The following is an 18,777-nucleotide window of genomic DNA, read 5'->3' on the forward strand; positions in this document are numbered from 1 at the left end:
AGGACACAACCAACGTCAGCGGGGATTTCCTAACACTTCCTTAGGTTTTCCGGATCCGGCTGTCGTGTCTCCTCATGACTTCAACCGCCGGCAAGCGGCAGAAGGCAAAAACATCGCGAAAGGAGTAATCTCCAAGACGGGCCGCAGGCGCCCCATCAGCGAAAGAGGGACCAGGCAATGGAAGTGCTGATCGTCGAGGACGACGACGCCATGGCGGCCGCGCTTGGCGCAGCAGCGCTCTCCGCGGGCCACAAGTCAACCAGGGTGTCGCGCGGGGCGGATGCCCTCCTGGTCCACCGGGAGTTCGAAGTCATCCTTCTGGACCTGGGGCTCCCGGATCTGGACGGCCTCGATGTGCTGCGGAAGCTTCGCCAGGTCACGCAGTGTCCCATTCTGATCCTCACCGCCCGCGACGATGAGCGCAGCGTGGTCCTTGGGCTGCGGTCCGGGGCCGATGATTACCTCGTCAAGCCGGTGAAACTCGTTGAATTGCTCGCCCGGATCGAAGCTGTCACCAGACGCGCGGGCCGCCCCGGCGGGAGCAAGCACCACAGCATCGTGCTGGGGGATCTCGACGTCGACCTGGACCGCCGCGTCGCGGCTGTCGGACGCCGCGTGCTGCCCCTGACGGCGACCGAGTTCGACCTGCTCGCGCTGCTGGCCCGTCATGCCGGTTCAGTGGTCACCCGGGAACAGATCCTGGACGTCCTATGGGGTGATGCTTTTCTCGCATCCTCACGATCCCTTGACGTGCACCTGACGGGGCTGAGAGCAAAACTCCAGCTGCCCGGTTTCATCATCAACGTCCGCGGCGTCGGCTACCGGATCGAGGCGGATCCTGCGTGAAACTGCGTGTCCTGGGCGTCCTGAGCCTGCTGTCCGTACTCCTGGTCATCTTCGTCTCCTCCACCATCTTGACGTCCGCCAGCCGGGAGCTCACGCAGGAGGTCCAGATCAACCGCGTCGCGGCCCTCAACCGGTTCGCCCAGGTAGCCTACGACGCAGCGCTGGACAATGATGCCACCGGGCTGCAGCGGGAAATGGACGGCTATTCCGCACTTTACGGTGAAGGGATACTGATGCGCCTCCAGCAGGGTACCTTGCGCTCCGGCGGCCTGAGCGAGGACCGGTCCGAGGTCCGGGACGCGCTCTCCAGAGCGAGCCTGAACCTCAGCGACACCACGCTCCCCGCCCTTCAGCCGTTTGGGACCGGCTCTGAGGTGATCTCCCGGTCCTTCGGAAGCGCCAGCCAGGTCCTTGGCGAGGCGGTCCTCGAAGTCGACCTGGATGCGGCGCGGCAGAAACTGCGGGAACGGTGGCTCGTCGTCGGGCTTGCGGCGTTCGTGCTCGGGGCGGTGCTCCTCCTAGCTGCCGCGCGCGTGACTGGCTGGGTGTTGCGTCCTGTTCATCGGCTGAACGCAGCGGTCACGGAACTCAAGGCCACGGGCAGGACCAGCCAGCTTCCGGAAGACGGCCCGCCGGAGCTGAGGGAACTGAGCCGTTCCTTCAGCGCAATGGCACAGGCAGTCAGCGAAAGCATCAATTCCCAACGCCGACTGATCGCCGACACCTCACACCAATTGCGCAACCCCGTGGGCGCCCTGCGCTTGCGGATCGATTTGCTGCAGCTGGAACTGCAAACAGGCAAGGAGCAGGATGCGGCGGCAGGCGTGGTGGCAGAGCTGGAACGCGTAGAAGAGATCCTGGACGGGGTACTGAAGCTGGCGTCGGCGGAACACAAGGCCTTCGAGGGGTCAGCACGCGGCGCACCCGGCCTGGCTTCCCGCAAGAGCCCGGCCCTCATCGACCCGTTCCCTGTGATGCAGGAAGAAGTGGAACGGGCAGGACCCGCCGCGCAGCGCGCCGGAGCATCACTGGTACTGGAGACGCCGCCCCAACCCTCATTGCAGCTGGCGTGCAACGCCGATGAGCTGGCCCACATGGTGGGGGAGCTTCTCACCAACGCCATCAAGTACGCCCCCGGCGCCCACATCGCGGTTGCCATTCGCCTCCGCCCCGGAGCGGTGGCAATCGAGGTGTCCGACGACGGTCCCGGCCTTTCAGCGGACGAAAGGGCAGCAGCCAGCACCAGATTCTGGAGAGCCCCACAACACAGGAAGATCCGCGGCAACGGCCTGGGCATGACCATCGTTGACCGGCTTGCGGAGGCCAATGACGCCCGCCTGCTGCTGGAGGAACGATCACCCCACGGGCTGACCGCCAGCATCGATTTTCCCCATCCGCCATCCCTGCGGGGCCGGGACCGTGCAGATGACTGACGTCCGAAACAACGACCGCGCCCTACCATCGCGGCGGGCCGCCCTTAAAGCCGGGCTGACCATGGGCCTCGCCGGGCTCCTCCTGCCCACCTTCACCGCCTGCACACCGGAGGACCGTCCGCGGACGTTGACGGTAGCAGGCGGTGAGCCAGGGGGCTTCTACCTGGAGTTCGCCACCCTGCTCGCGGACTTACTACGGCGTCAAGGGGTAGCCGGAAATGCCGTGCCGCTGACTACCGCGGGCAGCCTGGAGAACATGGACCGCCTCCTGACCGGCGAGGCCACCTTCGCCATCGCGCTGGCAGACGCAGCGGCGCAGCAGGCATCAGCGCAAGAGCCGTCTGCCGGTGCCGGCAGGATTGTCGCCCTTGGCAAGGTGTATGAAAACTACGTCCACTGCATCGTGCGGAAGAACAGCGGCATTCGAACCTTCAGCGACCTTGCCGGCAAAACCGCGGCCATCGGTGACGTTGGTTCGGGGACGTCTCTGACCGCCCACCGCCTCATTGCGGCATCCGGTCTCTCCACCGCCAACGCCACCGCCGCGGGCCAATCGCTCAAGGAGGTGAACCTCGGCCTGAACCAGGGACTCGCGGCCCTGCGGGACGGCTCCGTGGATGCGCTGTTCTGGTCAGGGGGCGTACCCACAGCCGCCATCACGGCAGCCAACAAGGACGTCGGGCTCGGCTTCATTGACCTCTCTGCCCTGATCCCGGCAACGCGGACACACTACGGCGCTTTCTACGACCGGGTCCTGATCCCCGCAAACGGCTACGAAGGCACTCCGGCCGTGTGGACAGTCGGCGTGGCCAACCTGCTCCTGTGCAGGAGCGATCTGGCCGAACCCATCGTGACAAGAACGGTGGAACTGCTGGTGGGCAACGCCCAGGAACTCATCCCGAGGTCCAGCATGGGCGTTCAGTTCCTGAGCCCGGAAACACTCATCAACACCGCAGGCGTGCCTCTGCACCCGGCAGCGGCAGCTGCCTATCGGACACTGCACGGCTAAAACGCGCGACTCCTCTTGAAGTTGCCCGCGCCGCCAAGGATTTCGTGATGGCGGTACCTGGAATCGCGTTGCTTCGGGCGCCCCTTCGATGCCCCCTGGCAGTGCGGCGCACGGTAGGGCAAGCCAAGGTCACGGCGCGACGGCGGCTGCCCGCATGTGCTTCGTGCACGGCTCCTCCACAACTCTGGACGTCCGACACTGTTAAGTCGTCATCACCCTCGGGGTACAGGCGTTCTGCCCACCGTCACAGACAACCGTCAAAAAGGTAAATCCGCAGGCCAGAGGCCCAGGACGCACCCAAGACTGATGGGAATATATGTTCTAAAGTGGTGGTATGGGACCGGAACAAGCGAGCCGGCTGACTCCTCCATGTTGCATCTGATGCGCGATGAGCCTGACTGAATGGCTCCATGACCATCCTGCGCGGCGGACTGTGACCGCGCCCCTATTGACTCCCTGCAGTATTCCTGCATTTAATGCAGGAATACTGCATTAGGAGGTTTCATGAAGGGGTCCCGGCAGGTCCTGATTGGGTCGGCGTCGCTGATCCTTGCACCCGGTGTGGCCTACCTTGACGAGGAGGAAGCGGTGTTCGCCGGGATGCTCGAGGGGTGGCGCGCTCAACGTGTCGGTGGCCGGAACCTTCGGGCGTCGGGCGTCAGAGCCGGACTGAGCACCGTGCAGCGCTTCAAGGACGCTACCGGGGTATTCCCTTGGAACTGGACTGCTGCGCTTCTTGATGAATGGATGGAGGATCTGATCGCCATCCGGCGATTGGCTCCCTCGACCATCCGGAGTTATCAGAACACCGTGGCGCAGTTCTGCGACTTCATCTGTTCACCGCACTATGACTGGGTTCGGGAGTGTGAAGCCCGGTTTGGAACGCATCCGGTGCAAATTTGCACGGAGTGGAACACTCCACCGCACCTGCAGGATTACGAGGGCCATCCGCGGCGGCGGCCGCTGACGCGGCCGGAGCTCCAGCGGTTGTTTGATCATGCTGATGAGCAGGTTGAGCTGCGGCTGGCATCTGGCAGGAAAGGGACTTTTATTGCCTACCGGGATGCGACACTGTTCAAGGTTTCCTATGCCTGGGGGCTCCGTGCCGGGGAGGCGGCCGGCCTGGATGTGACCGACTTTTACCGCAACCCGCATGCCCCTGAGTTCGGCGCTTTTGGGATGCTGTTGGTCCGTAACGGCAAGGCCTCCAGGGGAGGGGCGCCTAAGCGGCGTTCCGTAGCCACCCTGCACCAGTGGGCGGCCGATGCCGTGCGGGACTACGTGGAGAATATCTGGCCTCTGGTGCGCGATGAATCCTCGAACGCGCTGTGGGTTTCCGAGCGTGGCCGCCGGCTCCGGGCCGACGATGTCGCCAGAAGGTTTGGCGAGTACCGGGATGAGCTGGGCATGGATCGGGTCCTGTCGCCGCACGCGCTCCGGCACAGCTACGTCACGCATCTGACGGAGGACGGTGTCGATCCGCTGTTCATTCAGCGCCAGGTGGGGCATGCCTATCAGGCCACAACGGCGATCTACACTGCGGTAAGTGGTGACTTCGCAAACACGATGATGCGCAAGGCGATCTCCGGGCTGCTGCAGGGCGCGGGATCGGAAAGGCAACGAGATGAACACTCTGGATTATGACTGGCGGCTGCGTGAGGTGATGGCCACGCGCGGGCTCTTCAGCACCACGAAGCTGATTCCCCTCCTCAATGAGCGCGGGGTCCACCTGTCGGCCAGTCAGATCTATCGCCTGGCTGCCGAGAAACCGGAGAGGCTGAACCTGCAGGTGCTCGTGGCGCTGATGGATGCCCTGGACTGCTCGGCTGATGACCTGATCGGCAAGGTGCGTGTGCCCTCGATGCAGGGCCGTTCCACGGGTACGGAGGATGCTCCAGGCACTGAGAAGGGTTTGGACGTCCTGCGGGAAAAGGGACTCAGGCCCAGGCGTGCGCGGATACTTCCCGCTGACGAGAGCTGATGCCAGCGGCGCGGCAGTGCCTCGAATGCGGAGGGCATCCGGTGACGGGCGAAACCGTCGCAGGCGGACCCATTTGTTCAACCTGCTGGCAGCTGCTGCTGCGAACGGCGACCTCGCAGCTATGTGACCGGATCATCGAGCTGGCCAACATCGACCACTACCTGCACCCGGTCAGTGTCTCCAAGGTCGTTGCAACTGCGCTGCCCGATCCGGCGGACAGGCTCAGAGTTGGGTTCGAACTGCGTGCCAGAGGGCTGGCGCCATGCCGGGCATCCGGGAAACGAAGCCCTGAACTGCTGGCCCTGGTGGAGGAACTCCGTGACGATGGTCTGCCCCCGGCAGTCATTGGACGGCGCAGGAACCAGGGAGTAACCGGGGCACCGGGCATTTGTGCTAAATGCGGTAAAGACCGGTTCATGGCCGGCCGTATCGACGGTTCGACTCTCTGTTCCGTCTGCTGGAAAACCGACGAGCGCGTTTTGAAAGTCTGCCTCCGTTGCGGAGAGATCGACTATCTGAACAGAAACCGTCTCTGCAGAGGATGCCGCCGTCGAGACGAGCTAATAGCGCTCTTCACACCGGAGCTGCTGTCCGGCCGCCCTTCGCTTAGACGGGCTCGGGACATCCTGCTGAGAGCCGATGCAAGGTACTTGGACAACATGATGCGGAAGAGGTCGACCTGGCGGGCCCTATGCCAACTCCTCACCGACGGCACCGACATCACTCACGAAACACTCGACACGGTTGGCAGGCCCGGGGCGGGGATGCTGCGTTCCTTCCTCGTGGTCTCGGGTGTTCTGCCCGAAAGAGACGAGCGCTTTCACGCCTTCGAGCAATGGATCCAGCGAACCGCCCAAACCGTCATAGACGACGCTGACAGGCGCTCGTTCATCGGATTCGCACGCTGGCGGCACCTGCGCAAGGCGAGAAGCCATAGCCGAACGAGGGGCCAGTTCGCAGGCCAGCGCCGTGAACTCGCCCTGGTGTGTGCCCTGCTTCACATGCTGCACACGCACGGCCTGGCGGTCCGCTCAGCTGACCAGGCAACCCTGGATGTCTGGCTCGCCGATGGGCCCGCGGAGCGCTTGCGCGTGAAATCGTTCCTGCAGTGGTGCAGGGCAAACGGCGCCTGCAAAACCCTGGCATTTCCCAGCCGGCCGGCACACTCACTCCCGGCCGTCTTTCTCATCCCGGAGCACGAACGCACAGCCCTCCTTGGCCAGATCCTTGATCCTCAGCAGGACATTGATCCTGGCCTGCGCCTGGCAGCAGGTCTGGTCATCATCTACGGGTTTAGGTGCCACGAGATCACAAGGCTCTCGTTGACGGACATCATCGTGGCGCAGGAGGTCGTCCTAATCCGCTTCGGTGCGGATCCGCTCCGCCTGCCGGAAGAACTCGGAGAATACGCCCGGCAGACAGCCGCCAGAAGAAGCATCACACGATTCGGCGGCGCCGCAGAGGACACTCAATGGCTCTACCCCGGCCCGCTCCACGGCCACCCCATCAGCTCGTCGGCTCTCTCGAAGCGACTGGCAGCCATCGGCGTCAGACCACGCGCAGTCCGGGGTGTGGCCCTCGGACATCTCGCGCAACAACTCCCGCCGCCGATATTGGCCCGCCTCACCGGCCTCGCCCCGTCAACGACAGTCCGCTGGAACGCCGCCGTCTCCGCCAGCTACGCACGGAATCTCCCATCTCTAAATGCATCACCGGAGTAGATAGAAGTGCATGAGGTTCGGCCGTCGCCGGACGTCGAGCACGGCCGCCCTGGTGATTACTGGCCGTCTCGGCGGGATTGACCTTTCCCTGGTGCAGCTAGGGGAACCTTGGGTTCTTGCGGTGATTGCAACACTTAGCGGGACAGATGCACCGTCTTCCTGCCAACCCCGAAGCGCTGGTTGTCGCTGGACTCATAGTCGGTTCACAATCGTCAGATGAGGTTCGAAGGAGTGCTTCCCGAAGACGCGCCCGACCCGCGCATCGAGCAAGCCAGACGCCTGGAACTGATGCCGGTTCCGATCGTGGGACTGGTCCTGATGACACGGCTTTCCGGAGTGCGAGGAACCGAACTGGCTGAACTGTGCGCCATGCCGGGCCGCCGGTTTATTCGGACCTAGGCGACCTAGGCAAGGTGTTCGGTCACGATGTCGTGAATTAGCCGCTGGTTGGCTTCTGCCGCCTGGTGGTCGGTGTCGATGTCTGAGGCGAGGCCGATCAGGGCTTTCCACAGGGTCCAGCCGCGTGCCCGCGCCCAGGTCGCGGAGTCCTGGGCGATCCTGGTGCGGAAGGCCTCGCGGCTGTCGCCTGAGAACATTGTCCATGCGATGACCAGGTCACAGGCTGGATCGCCAACTCCCGAAGTGCCGAAGTCGATGACCGCAGCCAACTGCATGTGCCTTACCAGCAGATTGCCGCTTGCAATATCTCCGTGGAACCAAACATTCTCGCCCCGCCAGACCGAAGCAAGGGCCGCATCCCAGGCCGCCGTCGTGAGCTCGGTGTCCAGGCGCCCGTCCAGGACTGCCAGGGCGCGCCGGGTTTCGTTGTCGTAATGGGCCAGCGGCGCGCCTCGATAGAAGCTGTGTGCTCCGGCGCGTGGTCCGTTCGCAGCCGGGATCTGCTGAAGTGCAAGGATGAATTCGGCGACTGAGGTTGCAAATGCCGGTAGATCTTCGATGCGGTTTGGGTTTGCGGTTTCTCCGGAGATCCATCTCCGGACTGACCAGTGGAATGGGTAGCCCTCGGCAGGGTGGCCCTTAGCAAGCGGTTCAGGAATGGGCACAGGTAACAGCGGGGCCAGGAATGGCAGCCAGGTGTGCTCCTTTTCGATCGCCGGCGCGTAGCTCTCATGGGTAGGCAGGCGCACGGACATGTCGTGGCCGAGGCGGTAAGTTCGGTTGTCCCACCCGTCTACCTCGACAGGGATTACAGGCAGGTCCCTCCACTGCGGAAACTGGGACGACACAAGGCGTTTCACCAGGGCAGCATCGATCCCGGCGCGGCCGTCAATATGGGTACACATGTCACTCATTCTGCATCCCGGGACCGGCAGGACCCCCTGCGAAGGGAACTCGGCGTTATTCCGCGGTCTACCCGAAGCCCGAACGGGCGCCTGTGTAGGCGCATTGAGGGCGCTGCCGTTGCGCCCCGCCATGCGCCGTGCTGTGGCTAGCTGGCGATCTGGTCGAGTTCGGTGAGGTCGTCGTTGGACAGTGTGAGTGCGGCGCCGGCGATATTCTCCCTGAGGTGCGACACGGACGACGTTCCCGGGATCAACAGGATGTTCGGGGAACGGTGCAGCAGCCAGGCCAGGGCGACCGACATCTGGGTCGCGCCAAGCCGCGTAGCGACGGATGACAGCGCGTCGGACTGAAGCGGGGTGAAGCCTCCCAGGGGGAAGAAGGGAATGTACGCGATTCCTTCTACGGCGAGGCGGTCGATGAGGGTGTCGTCCCACCGGTTAGCGAGGTTGTACATGTTCTGCACGGACACGATCGGCGCGATCGACTGCGCTTCCTTTACCTGCTCCGCGGTGGCGTTGCTGACGCCAAGGTGCCGAATGATGCCCTGCTGCTGCAGGTCTACGAGCGTCTCGAACGCCTCGCTGATCTGCTCGGGGACCGGCCCGTTGGCGTCCCCGAGGCGAAGGTGTACCAGGTCGAGGACGTCGACGCCGAGGGTTTCGAGGTTGTCGTCGATTTGTGCGCGGAGTTCGTCGGGCTTCCGCGCGGACGGCCAGCTGCCCTGGGCGTCGCGGCGTCCGCCGGCCTTCGTCGCGATGAAGAGGTCTTCGGCGTAGGGGTGCAGGGCTTCGCGGATGAGTTCGTTGACGACGCGGGGTCCGTAGGTTTCTGCGGTGTCGATGTGGGTGATGCCGCTTTCGACGGCGTGACCGAGGACGGCGAGGGCTGCGTCGTGGTCTTTTGGCGGGCCGACGACCCACGGGCCGGCGAGCTGCATGCCGCCGTACCCGAAGCGGGAAACGGTGGTGTCGCCGAGGTTCCAGGTGCCGCCGGGCAGGTCGGTGGTGTTGGTGCTCATGGATGTGCCTTTCGGTGCTTGCGGAATAACGTGCTGCCCTCCATCCTGAATGAGCTGCTACCCGCTGGGAAGTAGTTACCTGGAAGTGCGTTGATCCCCGAGGGAGGGCCCATGCCGACGATGACAGCAGCGGAGAAGAAGGCGGAGGCGAAGACGCAGTACAACGCGTTCCTCGCCGCGTGCCCGAGCCAGCAGTTGCTCGCTCAGGTGTCTGGCAAGTGGGTGACCCTGGTGTTGTCCGCGCTAGGGAGCGGGCCGGACTGTGATGGTGAGCCGCGACCGATGCGGTATTCCGAGCTGGCTCGAGTCCTGGCAGGGGTGAGCCCGAAGATGCTGTCGCAGACACTAAAGTCCCTCGAACGCGACGGGCTGATCGCGCGGACCGCGATCGCGACCGTCCCCGTGACTGTGACCTACGAACTCACCAACCTCGGGCTCTCCCTGCACCAAACGGTCCGACAGCTCAAACTCTGGTCCGAGACTCACCGCGACGACGTCTCAGCACACCAAACACAGTTTGACGGTGTCCGATAGCCGGTCCGCATGGGGAACGCGCTGCGGGACAAGGCAGAATATATTGCGAGGCTCCCACTGCAAACACCGTGTCGAGCGGATTTGCCGTGGGGCGAGTTGCAGCCAGCATGTCAATGAATCACGGGGGTATGCATGGTCAGTAAATGGACGACCGAAGCGAGCAGTTTTGTGCTCGAGGATCGCTGGATCCAGGTGCGAGCTGACCGCTGCACTGGATCTGACGGTCAGGTGATCGACCCCTATTACGTCATTTGTGCGAGCGACTGGGTGTCGATCGTTCCGGTAACTGACGACGGGAAGGTATTGGTAATTGAGGAGTATCACCATGGTGGCGGTCTGGTCGCTCCCGGTCTTCCTGGTGGAGGGATCGAAGACGGCGAGGATCCAGCGACCGCAGCTGAGCGAGAACTTCTCGAGGAAACTGGATATCGCCCCTCACTGCTGTTGGCGGTCGGAAGTGCCTACGCGAATTGGGGAAACCAGGACAACCTCATCCATTACTTTGTTGCGCTCGGATGCGAACGCGTCGGGGAACAGTCACTCGATTTGACCGAAGAGATCGAAGTTCGCCTCGAACGCATGCAAGATATCCTCCAGCCAGGCTTCTTCAAGCAAAGCTTCCATCTTGCCAACATCCTTCTCGTACTTCCCCACTTGCAACTACCCAATTGCGGATGGCCGGCTTCCGGAGCAAAGTTGACCGTGGCTGGTGAGATGCCCGAAAAACCTGGCACCGTCGCGTAAGCGGAAGGCGAGTTCAATCGGTCGTTGCAACACCCCTTTTTATTGTGAGGTGTTGCCCATGTTGTCGAAGAAGGAACGGATCGAAAAGGAGGCCCGGTTCTGGGTGTTGATGGCCCAGGGCTCGACGCTGATCGCGGCGTGCGAGGCTGTTGGAGTGGATCGACGAACCGGCCGTCATTGGCGTCAAGCAACCGGCGGGCGGATCCCGCGCAAGAAACCCGAACCTTCGGGCCGGTACCTGTGCCTGGAAGACCGACTGCAGATCGCGGACCTGCACCTGGCCGGAATAAGTGTGCGGGCGATCGCAGCGCAGCTCAAGCGGTCTGCATCGACGGTCAGCCGTGAACTGCGCCGTAACGGCCCCGGGACGGGCGCGCGGGGGCGGGGAAAGTATGCGCCGTATGCGGCGCAGAAACGGGCCGAGCTGCGCGGTCACCGACCCAAGGCCAGCAAGTTCGATGACCTGGAACTGGCATCCCTGGTACAGGCCAAGTTGTGCGTGAAGTGGAGTCCCGAGCAGATCAGTGACCACCTCGCCACGACGTTCCCGGACCGGGCGGAGATGCAAGTGTGTCCCGAGACGATCTACCAGGCGCTGTATGTGCAGGGCCGCGGTCACCTGCGCGCTGACCTGCACCAACACCTGCGCACAGGCCGCGCCGTGAGGCGGTCAAGACGCCCCGCCGGCAAGCGGGCGGGGAAGATCCCGGACATGATCCTGATCAGCGAACGACCCGCCGAGGTCGCCGACCGCGCCGTCCCTGGCCACTGGGAATCTCAATGCTGTTGTCAAGCAGCCTGGACGCAAATGGCGGCGGCCGGCTCCCGGTATTCGGTGTGGTCGCGGAGCATGGCCCAGATGACGTTGATGCGGCGTCGGGCAAGTGCGATAAGCGCCTGTTTGTGGGACTTTCCCTCGCCGCGTTTCCGGTCGTAGTAGGTTCTGGAAGCGGGGCTGTTTTTCAAGCTGGAGAGGGCGGCGAGGTAGCAGGTTCGGAGGAGTCTGCGGTTGAATCGGCGCGGCCGGTGCAGGTTTCCGCTGATCCGGCCGGAATCGCGTGGGACCGGAGCCAACCCGGCGACGCTGGCGAGCCGGTCGACGGAGTCGAATCCGTCCAGGTTACCGCCGATGTTCGCGAGAAAAGTAGCCGCGAGTACGGGCCCGAACCCAGGCATACTCAGCAGAACATCGGCGCTGTCGTGCTGCCTGAACAGGTCCGTGATCTGGGCATCGACGTCTGCGATCTCTGCATCGGTTGAGCTGATCTGATCGGCCAACCGGACGACCAGGGCCGATCCCATGGATTGGGCAGGCAGGACGGTGTGCTGGGCGTTTGCAGCCGCAAGTGCCTTCTCCGCCATCTTTGCACTGTTCCGGCAGCCGCGTTTTCTCAGCCAGCCAGTAAGCCGCGTCAGTCCTATCCGGCGGATGCCCTCGGGGGTCTGATAGCCGCTCAGAAGGGTCAGAGGAGCCTTCTTGGAGTAGTCGAAGGCCCGCTCGAGCGCAGGGAAGTATTCCAACAAGGTGGCCCGGAGCCGGTTGATCGCCCGGACACGGTCGCAAATCAGATCGGTGCGGCGGGCAGTGAGCATACGCAGGTCCACACTGATCTGGTCTGCGCTGCGAACGGGTTGCAGGTCGGTGCGCATGCGGGCCTGGTCAGCGATGATCCTGGCGTCTTTCGCGTCGGTCTTTCCATCCCCCCGATAGGTCGCTGCGGCGTGATGCACGATCCGTCCAGGGATATAGAGCAGGTGCTGAGCGTGTGCTGCCAGCAGCTCGATCAGCAGCGCCGCGCCGCCGGCGTTCAGATCAGTAGCCCAGCAGATCTCACCACCGGCCGCGCTCTCCGCGGTTTCGGCGATGAGCTGGAGCAACGCGGTTTCGTCGTTCTCGACCCGTTTTGACAGCAGCACCGTCCCGGATTGGTCGATCACAACGCAATGATGGGCACTCTTGCCCGAGTCGATTCCTGCCCACACGTCCGGCATGTCTTTCGGTCCCTTCGATCAGCTCCAATTTGGTTGGCCCCTGTCGATAACCACGCCGGCACGTCCTTACCCAACGATCAATGTCGTAAGTCTCAATCAGCGGTCGAGTCATCGGCGGGCAGCGGGCGGCCATTCCCAGTGAGCCGTCCAAGCGGCAGGGAGATCTGGGCCATACCCACCACCCGAGGGTGATCGAAACACTACGACAGCTCCGAAGTCACCCACAACAAAATCGTAAGGAAGGGGATCTGGTCCTGGGGTCGAACTGCCGCTCGGCCATCGCCACCCTGGTGGAGCGCCAGACCCGGTTTACGATGCTGGTCCACCTGCCCGATGACCACGGCGCCGTCGCTGTCCGTGACGGCCTGCTGGCGAGGATCAAGACCCTGCCGGAGCACCTGTGCAAGTCGCTGACCTGGGACCAGGGCACCGAGCTTGCCCAACACCGCCAGATCACCATGGCGACCAACATGGACATCTACTTCTGCGACCCGCACCCGCCCTGGCAGCGCGGCATCAATGAAAACACCAACGGACTCCTGCGCCGGTATTCCAGCTTGTTGAATGGAGGTAGGGATCGTGGGTCTGCAGCTTGCGGTCCTCAGATCGCGGCTGGTCTCGCTCGAGTATTTCCTGTCGACCATCACTGGTGTGGCTTTCTTAGGGCGTGCGGGCTTGCCGCGATCTCTTGGCAGGAGTGGCTTGAGAGAGGCTTGAACAGGTTCTGGAAGCTGGTATGCCCTCCGCCAGTTCTATCGGATGAGCTGAAAGGTATGTGATGACAGCAACGATCATCGGCATTGATCCTCACAAGGAAAGCTGGACGGCCGTTGCGGTCGATCCTCGCGGGCAGAAGCTCGCGGCTGTGCGGGCACCAGTCACGGCGGCCGGGTATCGGCAGCTGCGTCGTTTCGCGGATCGTTTCCCGGACCCGGCCTGGGCGGTCGAGGGCGCCTACGGGCTCGGCGCCTCTTTGTCGGCGTTGTTGTCCGGGGATGGGGTTACGGTGTGGGATGTTCCCGCTAAGCTCGCCGCCCGAGTACGGGTGCTCTCCACCGGCCACAGCCGGAAATCGGACGAGGACGACGCTTTGTCTGTCGCGGTGGCAGCGACTACCTCTACCAAGCTGCGGCCGGTTCAGTCTGACGCTGCTGCCTCGGAATTGAAGGTGCTTACAGAGCACCGCGATGACTTGGTGGGGGCTCGCACGCAAACCGTGAACCGGTTGCACGCGATAATGAACCTGCTGGTCATGGGTGGGGCGCCCCGGAACCTGACCGCTGACGCGGCTGCCGCCCTGCTGCGTCGGGTACGACCGATCGAGAGCTTGACCGCGACCCGCCGGTTGATCGCAGCCGACCTTGTCGCCGAGATCCGCCGGCTTGACAAACGGATCACCACCGCCACCGCCCACATCACCACTCGCGTGACCGACACACAGTCCACGTTGACGGCGATCCAGGGAATCGGCCAGTTGACCGCCGGCAAGATCCTCGCCCGCACCGGCACGGTCACCCGGTTTGCTACCGAAGCGCACTTCGCCGCCTATGCCGGTGTCGCGCCCCGGGAAGTGTCATCTGGAGACGTGGTCCGGCATCGGCTATCCCGAGGCGGCGACAGACAACTGAACTACACACTCCACACCATCGCGCTCACCCAGATCAGCATGAGAACAAGCCCCGGGCGCGTCTTCTACGACCGAAAACGCAGCGAAGGCAAGAGCAGCAAAGAGGCACTCCGAGCCCTGAAACGACGCCTCGCAACAGTCGTGTTTCGGAGAATGATCGCCGACCTTGACCGGCAAGCGACGGGCCCGGCGGGACACCAGGGAACGACTCAACAATCCGGCGTGACCGGCTCACATCCCGACACCGGTTCTTTCGGAAAAGTCACTCACCGGACCCGTCGCAACCAAGCATAACCGGCATCCGATTTGACCAGAGAGGCGCCCCAAGGGCACCGACCTGTCCGTGCACTCACCCGAGCGGCTGCTCGAAGTCGCAGCCGAACTCAACGCCCGACCCCGCAAGACCCTGGGCGGCATCACCCCCGCCCAAGCCATGGAACGGCTACTATTTGAACCAGAAAAACCCGCCGTTGCAACGACCGCCTGAATTCGCCGATCCTCCAACGGGCAAGCTGTGCAGACGGCTTTGGACATTCTGTGCAGTCGACTTCGGAAACTGACAGCGGCGTTGCTGCTTCGGTAAAAGCGGTGTCCCGTAAGACCCGTCCGGTGAACTGTCCCGCGGGCGCTAAACGGCGCGCTCCTCAGCTGTGAGAAAACGACTGGATTGCCGTTCCATCGCTTGGTGAACCTTCATGGAGTGCCGAGGACCGGGCTGACCCTGCAAATTTCGGAGAGCTATTCGTTCAAAAGCTATTCGGTGGTCCACCAGTAGCAGGCGCAGTATGCGCGGCGTGCCGGCCCGATCGGGCTGACGGTGGAAGAGCTCGATTTCGAGCACTTTCCCGGCAAGAACGGGTTCCCTGGGATCCCGGTGAAGGCGTGGATCCGGTTCCCGAACTGCGCGGAGCTGGTGGACGGCGAGGTGTACGCCTGGACGGCCAAAGCCGCGGAAGTGACGTGGAAGGACGGGCCGGTGACCTACCGGACGTGGGTGTGGAGTTCGGCGGTCACCCGCCGCGAAGATTTAAAGAGAAGGACCCTAGGAGAGCGTGCAGACCATGACAGCAACAGCCAATAGAATAGCCCTCGACGCTGCTGTGGACGTCCGATTTACCCCGGCCGGGCAACCCGTTGACCGTCCGGCATAACGGACGCATATGCGCCGTCATGGCCGATCCGGTGCACTGGTTTGCACGGGACGCCTGGTGGGACACCAGAAGCACGGCCGCCGTGGGCAGCGGCGACCTGGTGAGCATCAAATACTGGCGCGTCCAGGTTGGCCTTATCTGCCCTCGCCGGGGGTTCACAGCCGTCCCGATTTCACGCCGCTGGATCGCTTTCAGGGTCATCCACAAGAATGGAGGCCCGTCCTGGGCCGTGGTGGACGACGCCACCTGCGATCTGCATTCCGCAGCCAGCTGGTACCTTCACTATCTTCTGGGTTGGCCGGCTTGTGAGGGGCCGCACCGTCGTTTCTCTTCCCTATCGCTGCAATCGAGGCCATGGTACGTTCAGCGTGATCACGATGTCCTAACGCGGTCCCTCTCCAATCCGGCTCCTGACGCAACTTCAGAAAGCAGAGGCAACGATGCCAACAATAATGATCTTCCACGAGGTCGACGACGTTGAGCACTGGCTCAGCTCACCAAAACGGGAAGAAATCTTCGGGCCTCTGGGCATCACGGTTCGAACGTTCATCGACCCGGCGAAGACCCACCGTGTAGGCCTAATCGTCCAAGTCCCCGACATGGATACGTTCCAGCGAATAATGGAGTCCGAAGCTGCAGCCGATGCGATGAAATTCGACGGCGTCCGCCCGGAAACAATCCTGACGCTCGTCGAGTCCTAGACACCACCGGGCCGTTGACCCTGACACCGAATCCTCCCACTGGTTCAGCCGCTGGGGCTGGTGGGCGGCGACATCTCCGCGGCTGGCCGCCTGACCGCTTCGGTGACTCGTCCACACCCGATCCGGACACGGCCAACGTGCCTTGCAATGTCCTTCGGCGCTGACCAGCGTTAACGCTGTTTGAGGGGGAGATAATGCGCCTGGCGTCGAACTCTGCCTTGCGTACGTTCACGTTGCGCCGTGATCCCTAGCCAGCCCGTGGCTCCTGGAGTCCATCGCTGATGGCTACTAGGCAACGGTGAAACTGGACCGCGAACCGATCAGTGATCAGACATGGGAAGGGGTCAGGGCGGAATTCACGCTGCCTGCTGCCCGGGATTCCAGTTCCTCCCCGGCGGCCAGCTCCACCCGGGGTGGCTTGTGAATTAGTGGAATATCCGACCGCTTAAACCTGCCGACGCTAAGGTTTTTAGGATCGTCGGAGTGGCCGGTATTTTCCGGGCTTGATGCGGTTCGTGAGGGGCCAGGTGTAGTCGCCGGTGAGGTTCATATGTTCCCATGCCAGGGTGACAGGAACCTCAGATGACCCGGGTCGACGACCTCAGCCCAGGAGCCGCTCGAGGGCATGCCTATGAGTTCTGAGCGCTTCAGACCCGTGCGAAGTTATCTCCAACCACGTCTTCGGTCGTTTCCCGACAAACGTCTTGTTGATGCTGACCATATTCACCTGCTGCAGCCAGCGCGCCGCTGCCGCGTCGAGCTGATGGACGTGACCGAACATGAACGTGCGAAGAAACGAACCGATCGTGGAAGGCGCATAGGTGCCCTTGAACAGTTTCCCCATCGCGCCGTGGCGCAGCAGTCCCAGATCATCGATGCAGTCGGCGCCGGCCACCATACCCGCGACCAGAGCTGTCAGTTTCAGTCCGGCGTTGGCACCGAAGTAGTCAGGCAGTTTCAGATGCTCATCGACCAACGCGCCGAGGCCGGTTTTCCCGGCCAGACCCATCGCCGGGACCACCCGCAGTACGGGCACCCTTGTTCCCTCGCACTCGGTCCCAGGCCACCAACAAGAAGCCGGGGTCAGCCACGAGGTTGAACAGATCGTCGAACCGGCGATGAGAGTCATCACGGGCCCAACTGTGCAGCTTGGTCTGGATCTTCAGTACCGGAACGATCCCGCTCCGTCGCTCAGAACCTCGAATGTTCCAGCCATGGGACCTGCTTTCCGCTGATGGTGCGCCATTGCACCGCGGCTGATGACCCGCGAATCTCCATCATTTCCATAAGAGATTACCTGCCGGTTCAAGAGCTCAACAGGCCTACCAAGCGGTAGCTTGTGTGGCCCGTATGTGACAGGAACCTGTGAAAAGTAACAAGTGACAGGAACAAGCCCGCCCTAAGGTGTGTAGATGACAGTTTCCGCTTTCCACGGCCGAACCACAGCCGTTCTTCTGGCGGCGGGCGCCGGAACCCGCCTGGGCCGCGGGCCGAAGGCGCTGTTGCCGTTCCGGAACCGGACATTGGTGGAGGTACTCGCCGGGGAGCTGCTGGAGGGCGGTTGCCGTGACGTGGTGATTGTGATCGGTGCGGAAGCTGCCACGGTCCGTGCCAGCGTCGATCTCCGGCGGTACACCGTAGTGGAAAACCTTGATTGGGCTGCGGGCATGGGGGGGTCCTTCCGGCTTGGCCTCGCCACTGCCGAGCCAGGAGACGACGTGCTGGTGGCCCTGGTGGACCAGCCCGGCCTCACTCCGGCGACCGTCGCCAGGCTCTTGAAAAACCACAGCCGGGGACGCATCACCGCCGCTGCCTACCCGGACGCCGCCGGGATGCTCAAGCGCGGCCATCCGCTGCTGCTGGACACCTCGCTTCGCCGGCCGGCGGCTGAGTCAGCAACGGGCGACGCCGGTGCGCGCCTTTATCTGCAGACCCACCCTGAACTTATTGATCTGGTGGACTGTGGTGATCTCTCAGGCGGCGAGGACCTGGACACCCCGGACCAACTGCATTTGCTGGCTTGAAGAGATTGCCCAACTGCGCCGCTTCGTGCAGCGGCGATCGGCGGCGTCACACCTGCGCATGCGTCGACATCATGGCTTTGTCCGGGGCACGGCGAGTCCTTTGATTGCGCTGGTCAATGCGCTGACCAGGAGTACGACGCCGGATCCGGCTCCGGAAACCAACGCTGCGGCGTCCAGCGAGTCAGAGGTGAAAGCGATGAGGAGACCTATCACGCCGAGAATCGATAGCCCCGCGCCGATAATGGTTATTTCCGTGAACCCGCTCTTCCACAGTCTGGCCAGGACGAAAAAATGAAGTCCGACGATCAAAGCGATCCACCCGACGATCGCCGCCGGCCGCCACATGTTGAGCAACACTATGCCGGCTACCAGCGTAAGAACTTCGACCACAACGACCGTCCAGTACCCCCGGGTGAATCCTTCTTCACCGTTTGCTGGCCTACTGGTGAGGCCCAGTCTGACTGTTCGGCCAAAGGAAAACATAGTCAACGCCAAGACGCCGATGGCCGCGACCACAATAATGACACGCAGCGCTTGCGGCATCGAAGCACTGTTCGCGATGACGAAGACCACGCCGAATATGCCACCGATAATGTGCCCCGGCGCAATGGCAGGTGTGCCATTGCGGGACTGCTGTCCCTGGCTGATCTCATGAGGCGCCACGTAACGCTCCTTCCACTGGCCGGTCTCG

At 63.1% G+C, this 18,777-nt stretch carries 18 protein-coding genes and 3 pseudogenes; 16 read left to right on the plus strand and 5 right to left on the minus strand.

The window, feature by feature from the left end:
* Window positions 1-177: 177 nt before the first annotated feature.
* The 7 genes from ACQCST_RS17315 (at window position 178) to ACQCST_RS17345 (ending at window position 7,389) form a co-directional block, all read left to right on the plus strand.
* Complete coding sequence (locus ACQCST_RS17315; protein ID WP_426996954.1) at window positions 178-846, plus strand: response regulator transcription factor; 669 nt, start codon at window positions 178-180, stop codon at window positions 844-846.
* Window positions 843-2,279 carry a sensor histidine kinase gene (locus ACQCST_RS17320; protein ID WP_426996955.1) on the plus strand — a complete coding sequence of 479 codons (1,437 nt, stop codon included), beginning with the start codon at window positions 843-845 and terminating at the stop codon, window positions 2,277-2,279. The genes ACQCST_RS17315 and ACQCST_RS17320 overlap by 4 nt, the downstream gene beginning before the upstream one ends.
* Window positions 2,272-3,288, plus strand: a complete 1,017-nt coding sequence (locus ACQCST_RS17325) for a TAXI family TRAP transporter solute-binding subunit (protein WP_426996956.1) — start codon at window positions 2,272-2,274, stop codon at window positions 3,286-3,288. Before ACQCST_RS17320 ends, ACQCST_RS17325 begins: the two co-directional genes overlap by 8 nt.
* Before the next feature lie 504 nt (window positions 3,289-3,792).
* Window positions 3,793-4,932, plus strand: a complete 1,140-nt coding sequence (locus ACQCST_RS17330; RefSeq protein WP_426996957.1) for a tyrosine-type recombinase/integrase — start codon at window positions 3,793-3,795, stop codon at window positions 4,930-4,932.
* On the plus strand, window positions 4,913-5,269 hold the full coding sequence (locus ACQCST_RS17335) for a helix-turn-helix domain-containing protein (RefSeq protein ID WP_426996958.1): 357 nt from the start codon (window positions 4,913-4,915) through the stop codon (window positions 5,267-5,269). Before ACQCST_RS17330 ends, ACQCST_RS17335 begins: the two co-directional genes overlap by 20 nt.
* A 659-nt stretch (window positions 5,270-5,928) precedes the next feature.
* Window positions 5,929-6,990 (plus strand): hypothetical protein, encoded by a 1,062-nt coding sequence (locus ACQCST_RS17340; RefSeq protein ID WP_426996959.1) that lies wholly within the window; start codon window positions 5,929-5,931, stop codon window positions 6,988-6,990.
* A 216-nt stretch (window positions 6,991-7,206) separates the two neighbouring features.
* Complete coding sequence (locus tag ACQCST_RS17345) at window positions 7,207-7,389, plus strand: hypothetical protein (RefSeq protein WP_426996960.1); 183 nt, start codon at window positions 7,207-7,209, stop codon at window positions 7,387-7,389.
* A gap of 5 nt (window positions 7,390-7,394) precedes the next feature.
* Here the strand turns inward: ACQCST_RS17345 and ACQCST_RS17350 are convergent, their stop codons facing one another.
* Together ACQCST_RS17350 and ACQCST_RS17355 are read right to left on the minus strand one after the other, a co-directional pair.
* Complete coding sequence (locus ACQCST_RS17350; protein ID WP_426996961.1) at window positions 7,395-8,294, minus strand: aminoglycoside phosphotransferase family protein; 900 nt, start codon at window positions 8,292-8,294, stop codon at window positions 7,395-7,397.
* A 146-nt stretch (window positions 8,295-8,440) separates the two neighbouring features.
* A complete protein-coding gene (locus ACQCST_RS17355) occupies window positions 8,441-9,313 on the minus strand; it encodes an oxidoreductase (RefSeq protein ID WP_426996962.1) in 873 nt (290 codons plus the stop codon).
* A gap of 111 nt (window positions 9,314-9,424) precedes the next feature.
* Between ACQCST_RS17355 and ACQCST_RS17360 the strand changes: the two genes are divergently transcribed.
* The 3 genes and pseudogenes from ACQCST_RS17360 to ACQCST_RS17370 form a co-directional block, all read left to right on the plus strand.
* Window positions 9,425-9,847 carry a winged helix-turn-helix transcriptional regulator gene (locus ACQCST_RS17360; protein WP_426996963.1) on the plus strand — a complete coding sequence of 141 codons (423 nt, stop codon included), beginning with the start codon at window positions 9,425-9,427 and terminating at the stop codon, window positions 9,845-9,847.
* Window positions 9,848-9,979: 132 nt separating this feature from the next.
* Window positions 9,980-10,591 carry an NUDIX hydrolase gene (locus ACQCST_RS17365; RefSeq protein ID WP_426996964.1) on the plus strand — a complete coding sequence of 204 codons (612 nt, stop codon included), beginning with the start codon at window positions 9,980-9,982 and terminating at the stop codon, window positions 10,589-10,591.
* Window positions 10,592-10,649: 58 nt separating this feature from the next.
* Window positions 10,650-11,370: pseudogene (locus ACQCST_RS17370) on the plus strand (IS30 family transposase); the annotation flags it as partial.
* Between the two features lie 10 nt (window positions 11,371-11,380).
* Here the strand turns inward: ACQCST_RS17370 and ACQCST_RS17375 are convergent.
* Entirely contained in the window at window positions 11,381-12,583 is a 1,203-nt protein-coding gene (locus ACQCST_RS17375) for an IS110 family transposase (RefSeq protein ID WP_426996965.1), read from the minus strand.
* Window positions 12,584-12,822: 239 nt separating this feature from the next.
* Here ACQCST_RS17375 and ACQCST_RS17380 point away from each other — a divergent pair.
* The 5 genes and pseudogenes from ACQCST_RS17380 to ACQCST_RS17400 form a co-directional block, all read left to right on the plus strand.
* Window positions 12,823-13,134 (plus strand): annotated as a pseudogene (locus ACQCST_RS17380) (IS30 family transposase); the annotation flags it as partial.
* A 227-nt stretch (window positions 13,135-13,361) separates the two neighbouring features.
* The gene (locus ACQCST_RS17385; RefSeq protein WP_426996966.1) at window positions 13,362-14,504 is read left to right on the plus strand and encodes an IS110 family transposase; all 1,143 of its coding nucleotides are present in this window, start codon (window positions 13,362-13,364) and stop codon (window positions 14,502-14,504) included.
* Window positions 14,505-14,532: 28 nt separating this feature from the next.
* Window positions 14,533-14,697: pseudogene (locus tag ACQCST_RS17390) on the plus strand (IS30 family transposase); the annotation flags it as partial.
* A 318-nt stretch (window positions 14,698-15,015) separates the two neighbouring features.
* Window positions 15,016-15,291 carry a hypothetical protein gene (locus tag ACQCST_RS17395; RefSeq protein WP_426999210.1) on the plus strand — a complete coding sequence of 92 codons (276 nt, stop codon included), beginning with the start codon at window positions 15,016-15,018 and terminating at the stop codon, window positions 15,289-15,291.
* Window positions 15,292-15,801: 510 nt separating this feature from the next.
* Complete coding sequence (locus ACQCST_RS17400; RefSeq protein WP_426996967.1) at window positions 15,802-16,062, plus strand: hypothetical protein; 261 nt, start codon at window positions 15,802-15,804, stop codon at window positions 16,060-16,062.
* A gap of 601 nt (window positions 16,063-16,663) precedes the next feature.
* Here the strand turns inward: ACQCST_RS17400 and ACQCST_RS17405 are convergent.
* Window positions 16,664-17,071 carry a transcriptional regulator gene (locus ACQCST_RS17405; protein WP_426999211.1) on the minus strand — a complete coding sequence of 136 codons (408 nt, stop codon included), beginning with the start codon at window positions 17,069-17,071 and terminating at the stop codon, window positions 16,664-16,666.
* 403 nt (window positions 17,072-17,474) lie between these two features.
* Between ACQCST_RS17405 and nboR the strand changes: the two genes are divergently transcribed.
* Entirely contained in the window at window positions 17,475-18,086 is a 612-nt protein-coding gene (gene nboR, locus ACQCST_RS17410) for a nicotine blue oxidoreductase (protein ID WP_426996968.1), read from the plus strand.
* 69 nt (window positions 18,087-18,155) lie between these two features.
* Here nboR and ACQCST_RS17415 read toward each other — a convergent pair whose 3' ends face one another.
* Window positions 18,156-18,749 carry a hypothetical protein gene (locus ACQCST_RS17415; RefSeq protein ID WP_426996969.1) on the minus strand — a complete coding sequence of 198 codons (594 nt, stop codon included), beginning with the start codon at window positions 18,747-18,749 and terminating at the stop codon, window positions 18,156-18,158.
* Window positions 18,750-18,777 lie beyond the last annotated feature (28 nt).

Origin of the sequence: Pseudarthrobacter sp. N5 (genome assembly GCF_050157035.1) — a bacterium.
GTDB lineage: Bacteria > Actinomycetota > Actinomycetes > Actinomycetales > Micrococcaceae > Arthrobacter.

Coding starts and splice junctions, on each gene's coding strand:
- ACQCST_RS17350 (WP_426996961.1), bottom strand. CDS start 8,294: ATGTGTACCCATATTGACGGCCGCGCCGGGATCGATGCTGCCCTGGTG.
- ACQCST_RS17375 (WP_426996965.1), bottom strand. CDS start 12,583: ATGCCGGACGTGTGGGCAGGAATCGACTCGGGCAAGAGTGCCCATCAT.
- ACQCST_RS17360 (WP_426996963.1), top strand. CDS start 9,425: ATGCCGACGATGACAGCAGCGGAGAAGAAGGCGGAGGCGAAGACGCAG.
- ACQCST_RS17385 (WP_426996966.1), top strand. CDS start 13,362: ATGACAGCAACGATCATCGGCATTGATCCTCACAAGGAAAGCTGGACG.
- ACQCST_RS17365 (WP_426996964.1), top strand. CDS start 9,980: ATGGTCAGTAAATGGACGACCGAAGCGAGCAGTTTTGTGCTCGAGGAT.
- ACQCST_RS17325 (WP_426996956.1), top strand. CDS start 2,272: ATGACTGACGTCCGAAACAACGACCGCGCCCTACCATCGCGGCGGGCC.
- ACQCST_RS17345 (WP_426996960.1), top strand. CDS start 7,207: ATGAGGTTCGAAGGAGTGCTTCCCGAAGACGCGCCCGACCCGCGCATC.
- nboR (WP_426996968.1), top strand. CDS start 17,475: ATGACAGTTTCCGCTTTCCACGGCCGAACCACAGCCGTTCTTCTGGCG.
- ACQCST_RS17330 (WP_426996957.1), top strand. CDS start 3,793: ATGAAGGGGTCCCGGCAGGTCCTGATTGGGTCGGCGTCGCTGATCCTT.
- ACQCST_RS17400 (WP_426996967.1), top strand. CDS start 15,802: ATGCCAACAATAATGATCTTCCACGAGGTCGACGACGTTGAGCACTGG.
- ACQCST_RS17340 (WP_426996959.1), top strand. CDS start 5,929: ATGATGCGGAAGAGGTCGACCTGGCGGGCCCTATGCCAACTCCTCACC.
- ACQCST_RS17405 (WP_426999211.1), bottom strand. CDS start 17,071: ATGGGTCTGGCCGGGAAAACCGGCCTCGGCGCGTTGGTCGATGAGCAT.
- ACQCST_RS17315 (WP_426996954.1), top strand. CDS start 178: ATGGAAGTGCTGATCGTCGAGGACGACGACGCCATGGCGGCCGCGCTT.
- ACQCST_RS17355 (WP_426996962.1), bottom strand. CDS start 9,313: ATGAGCACCAACACCACCGACCTGCCCGGCGGCACCTGGAACCTCGGC.
- ACQCST_RS17335 (WP_426996958.1), top strand. CDS start 4,913: ATGAACACTCTGGATTATGACTGGCGGCTGCGTGAGGTGATGGCCACG.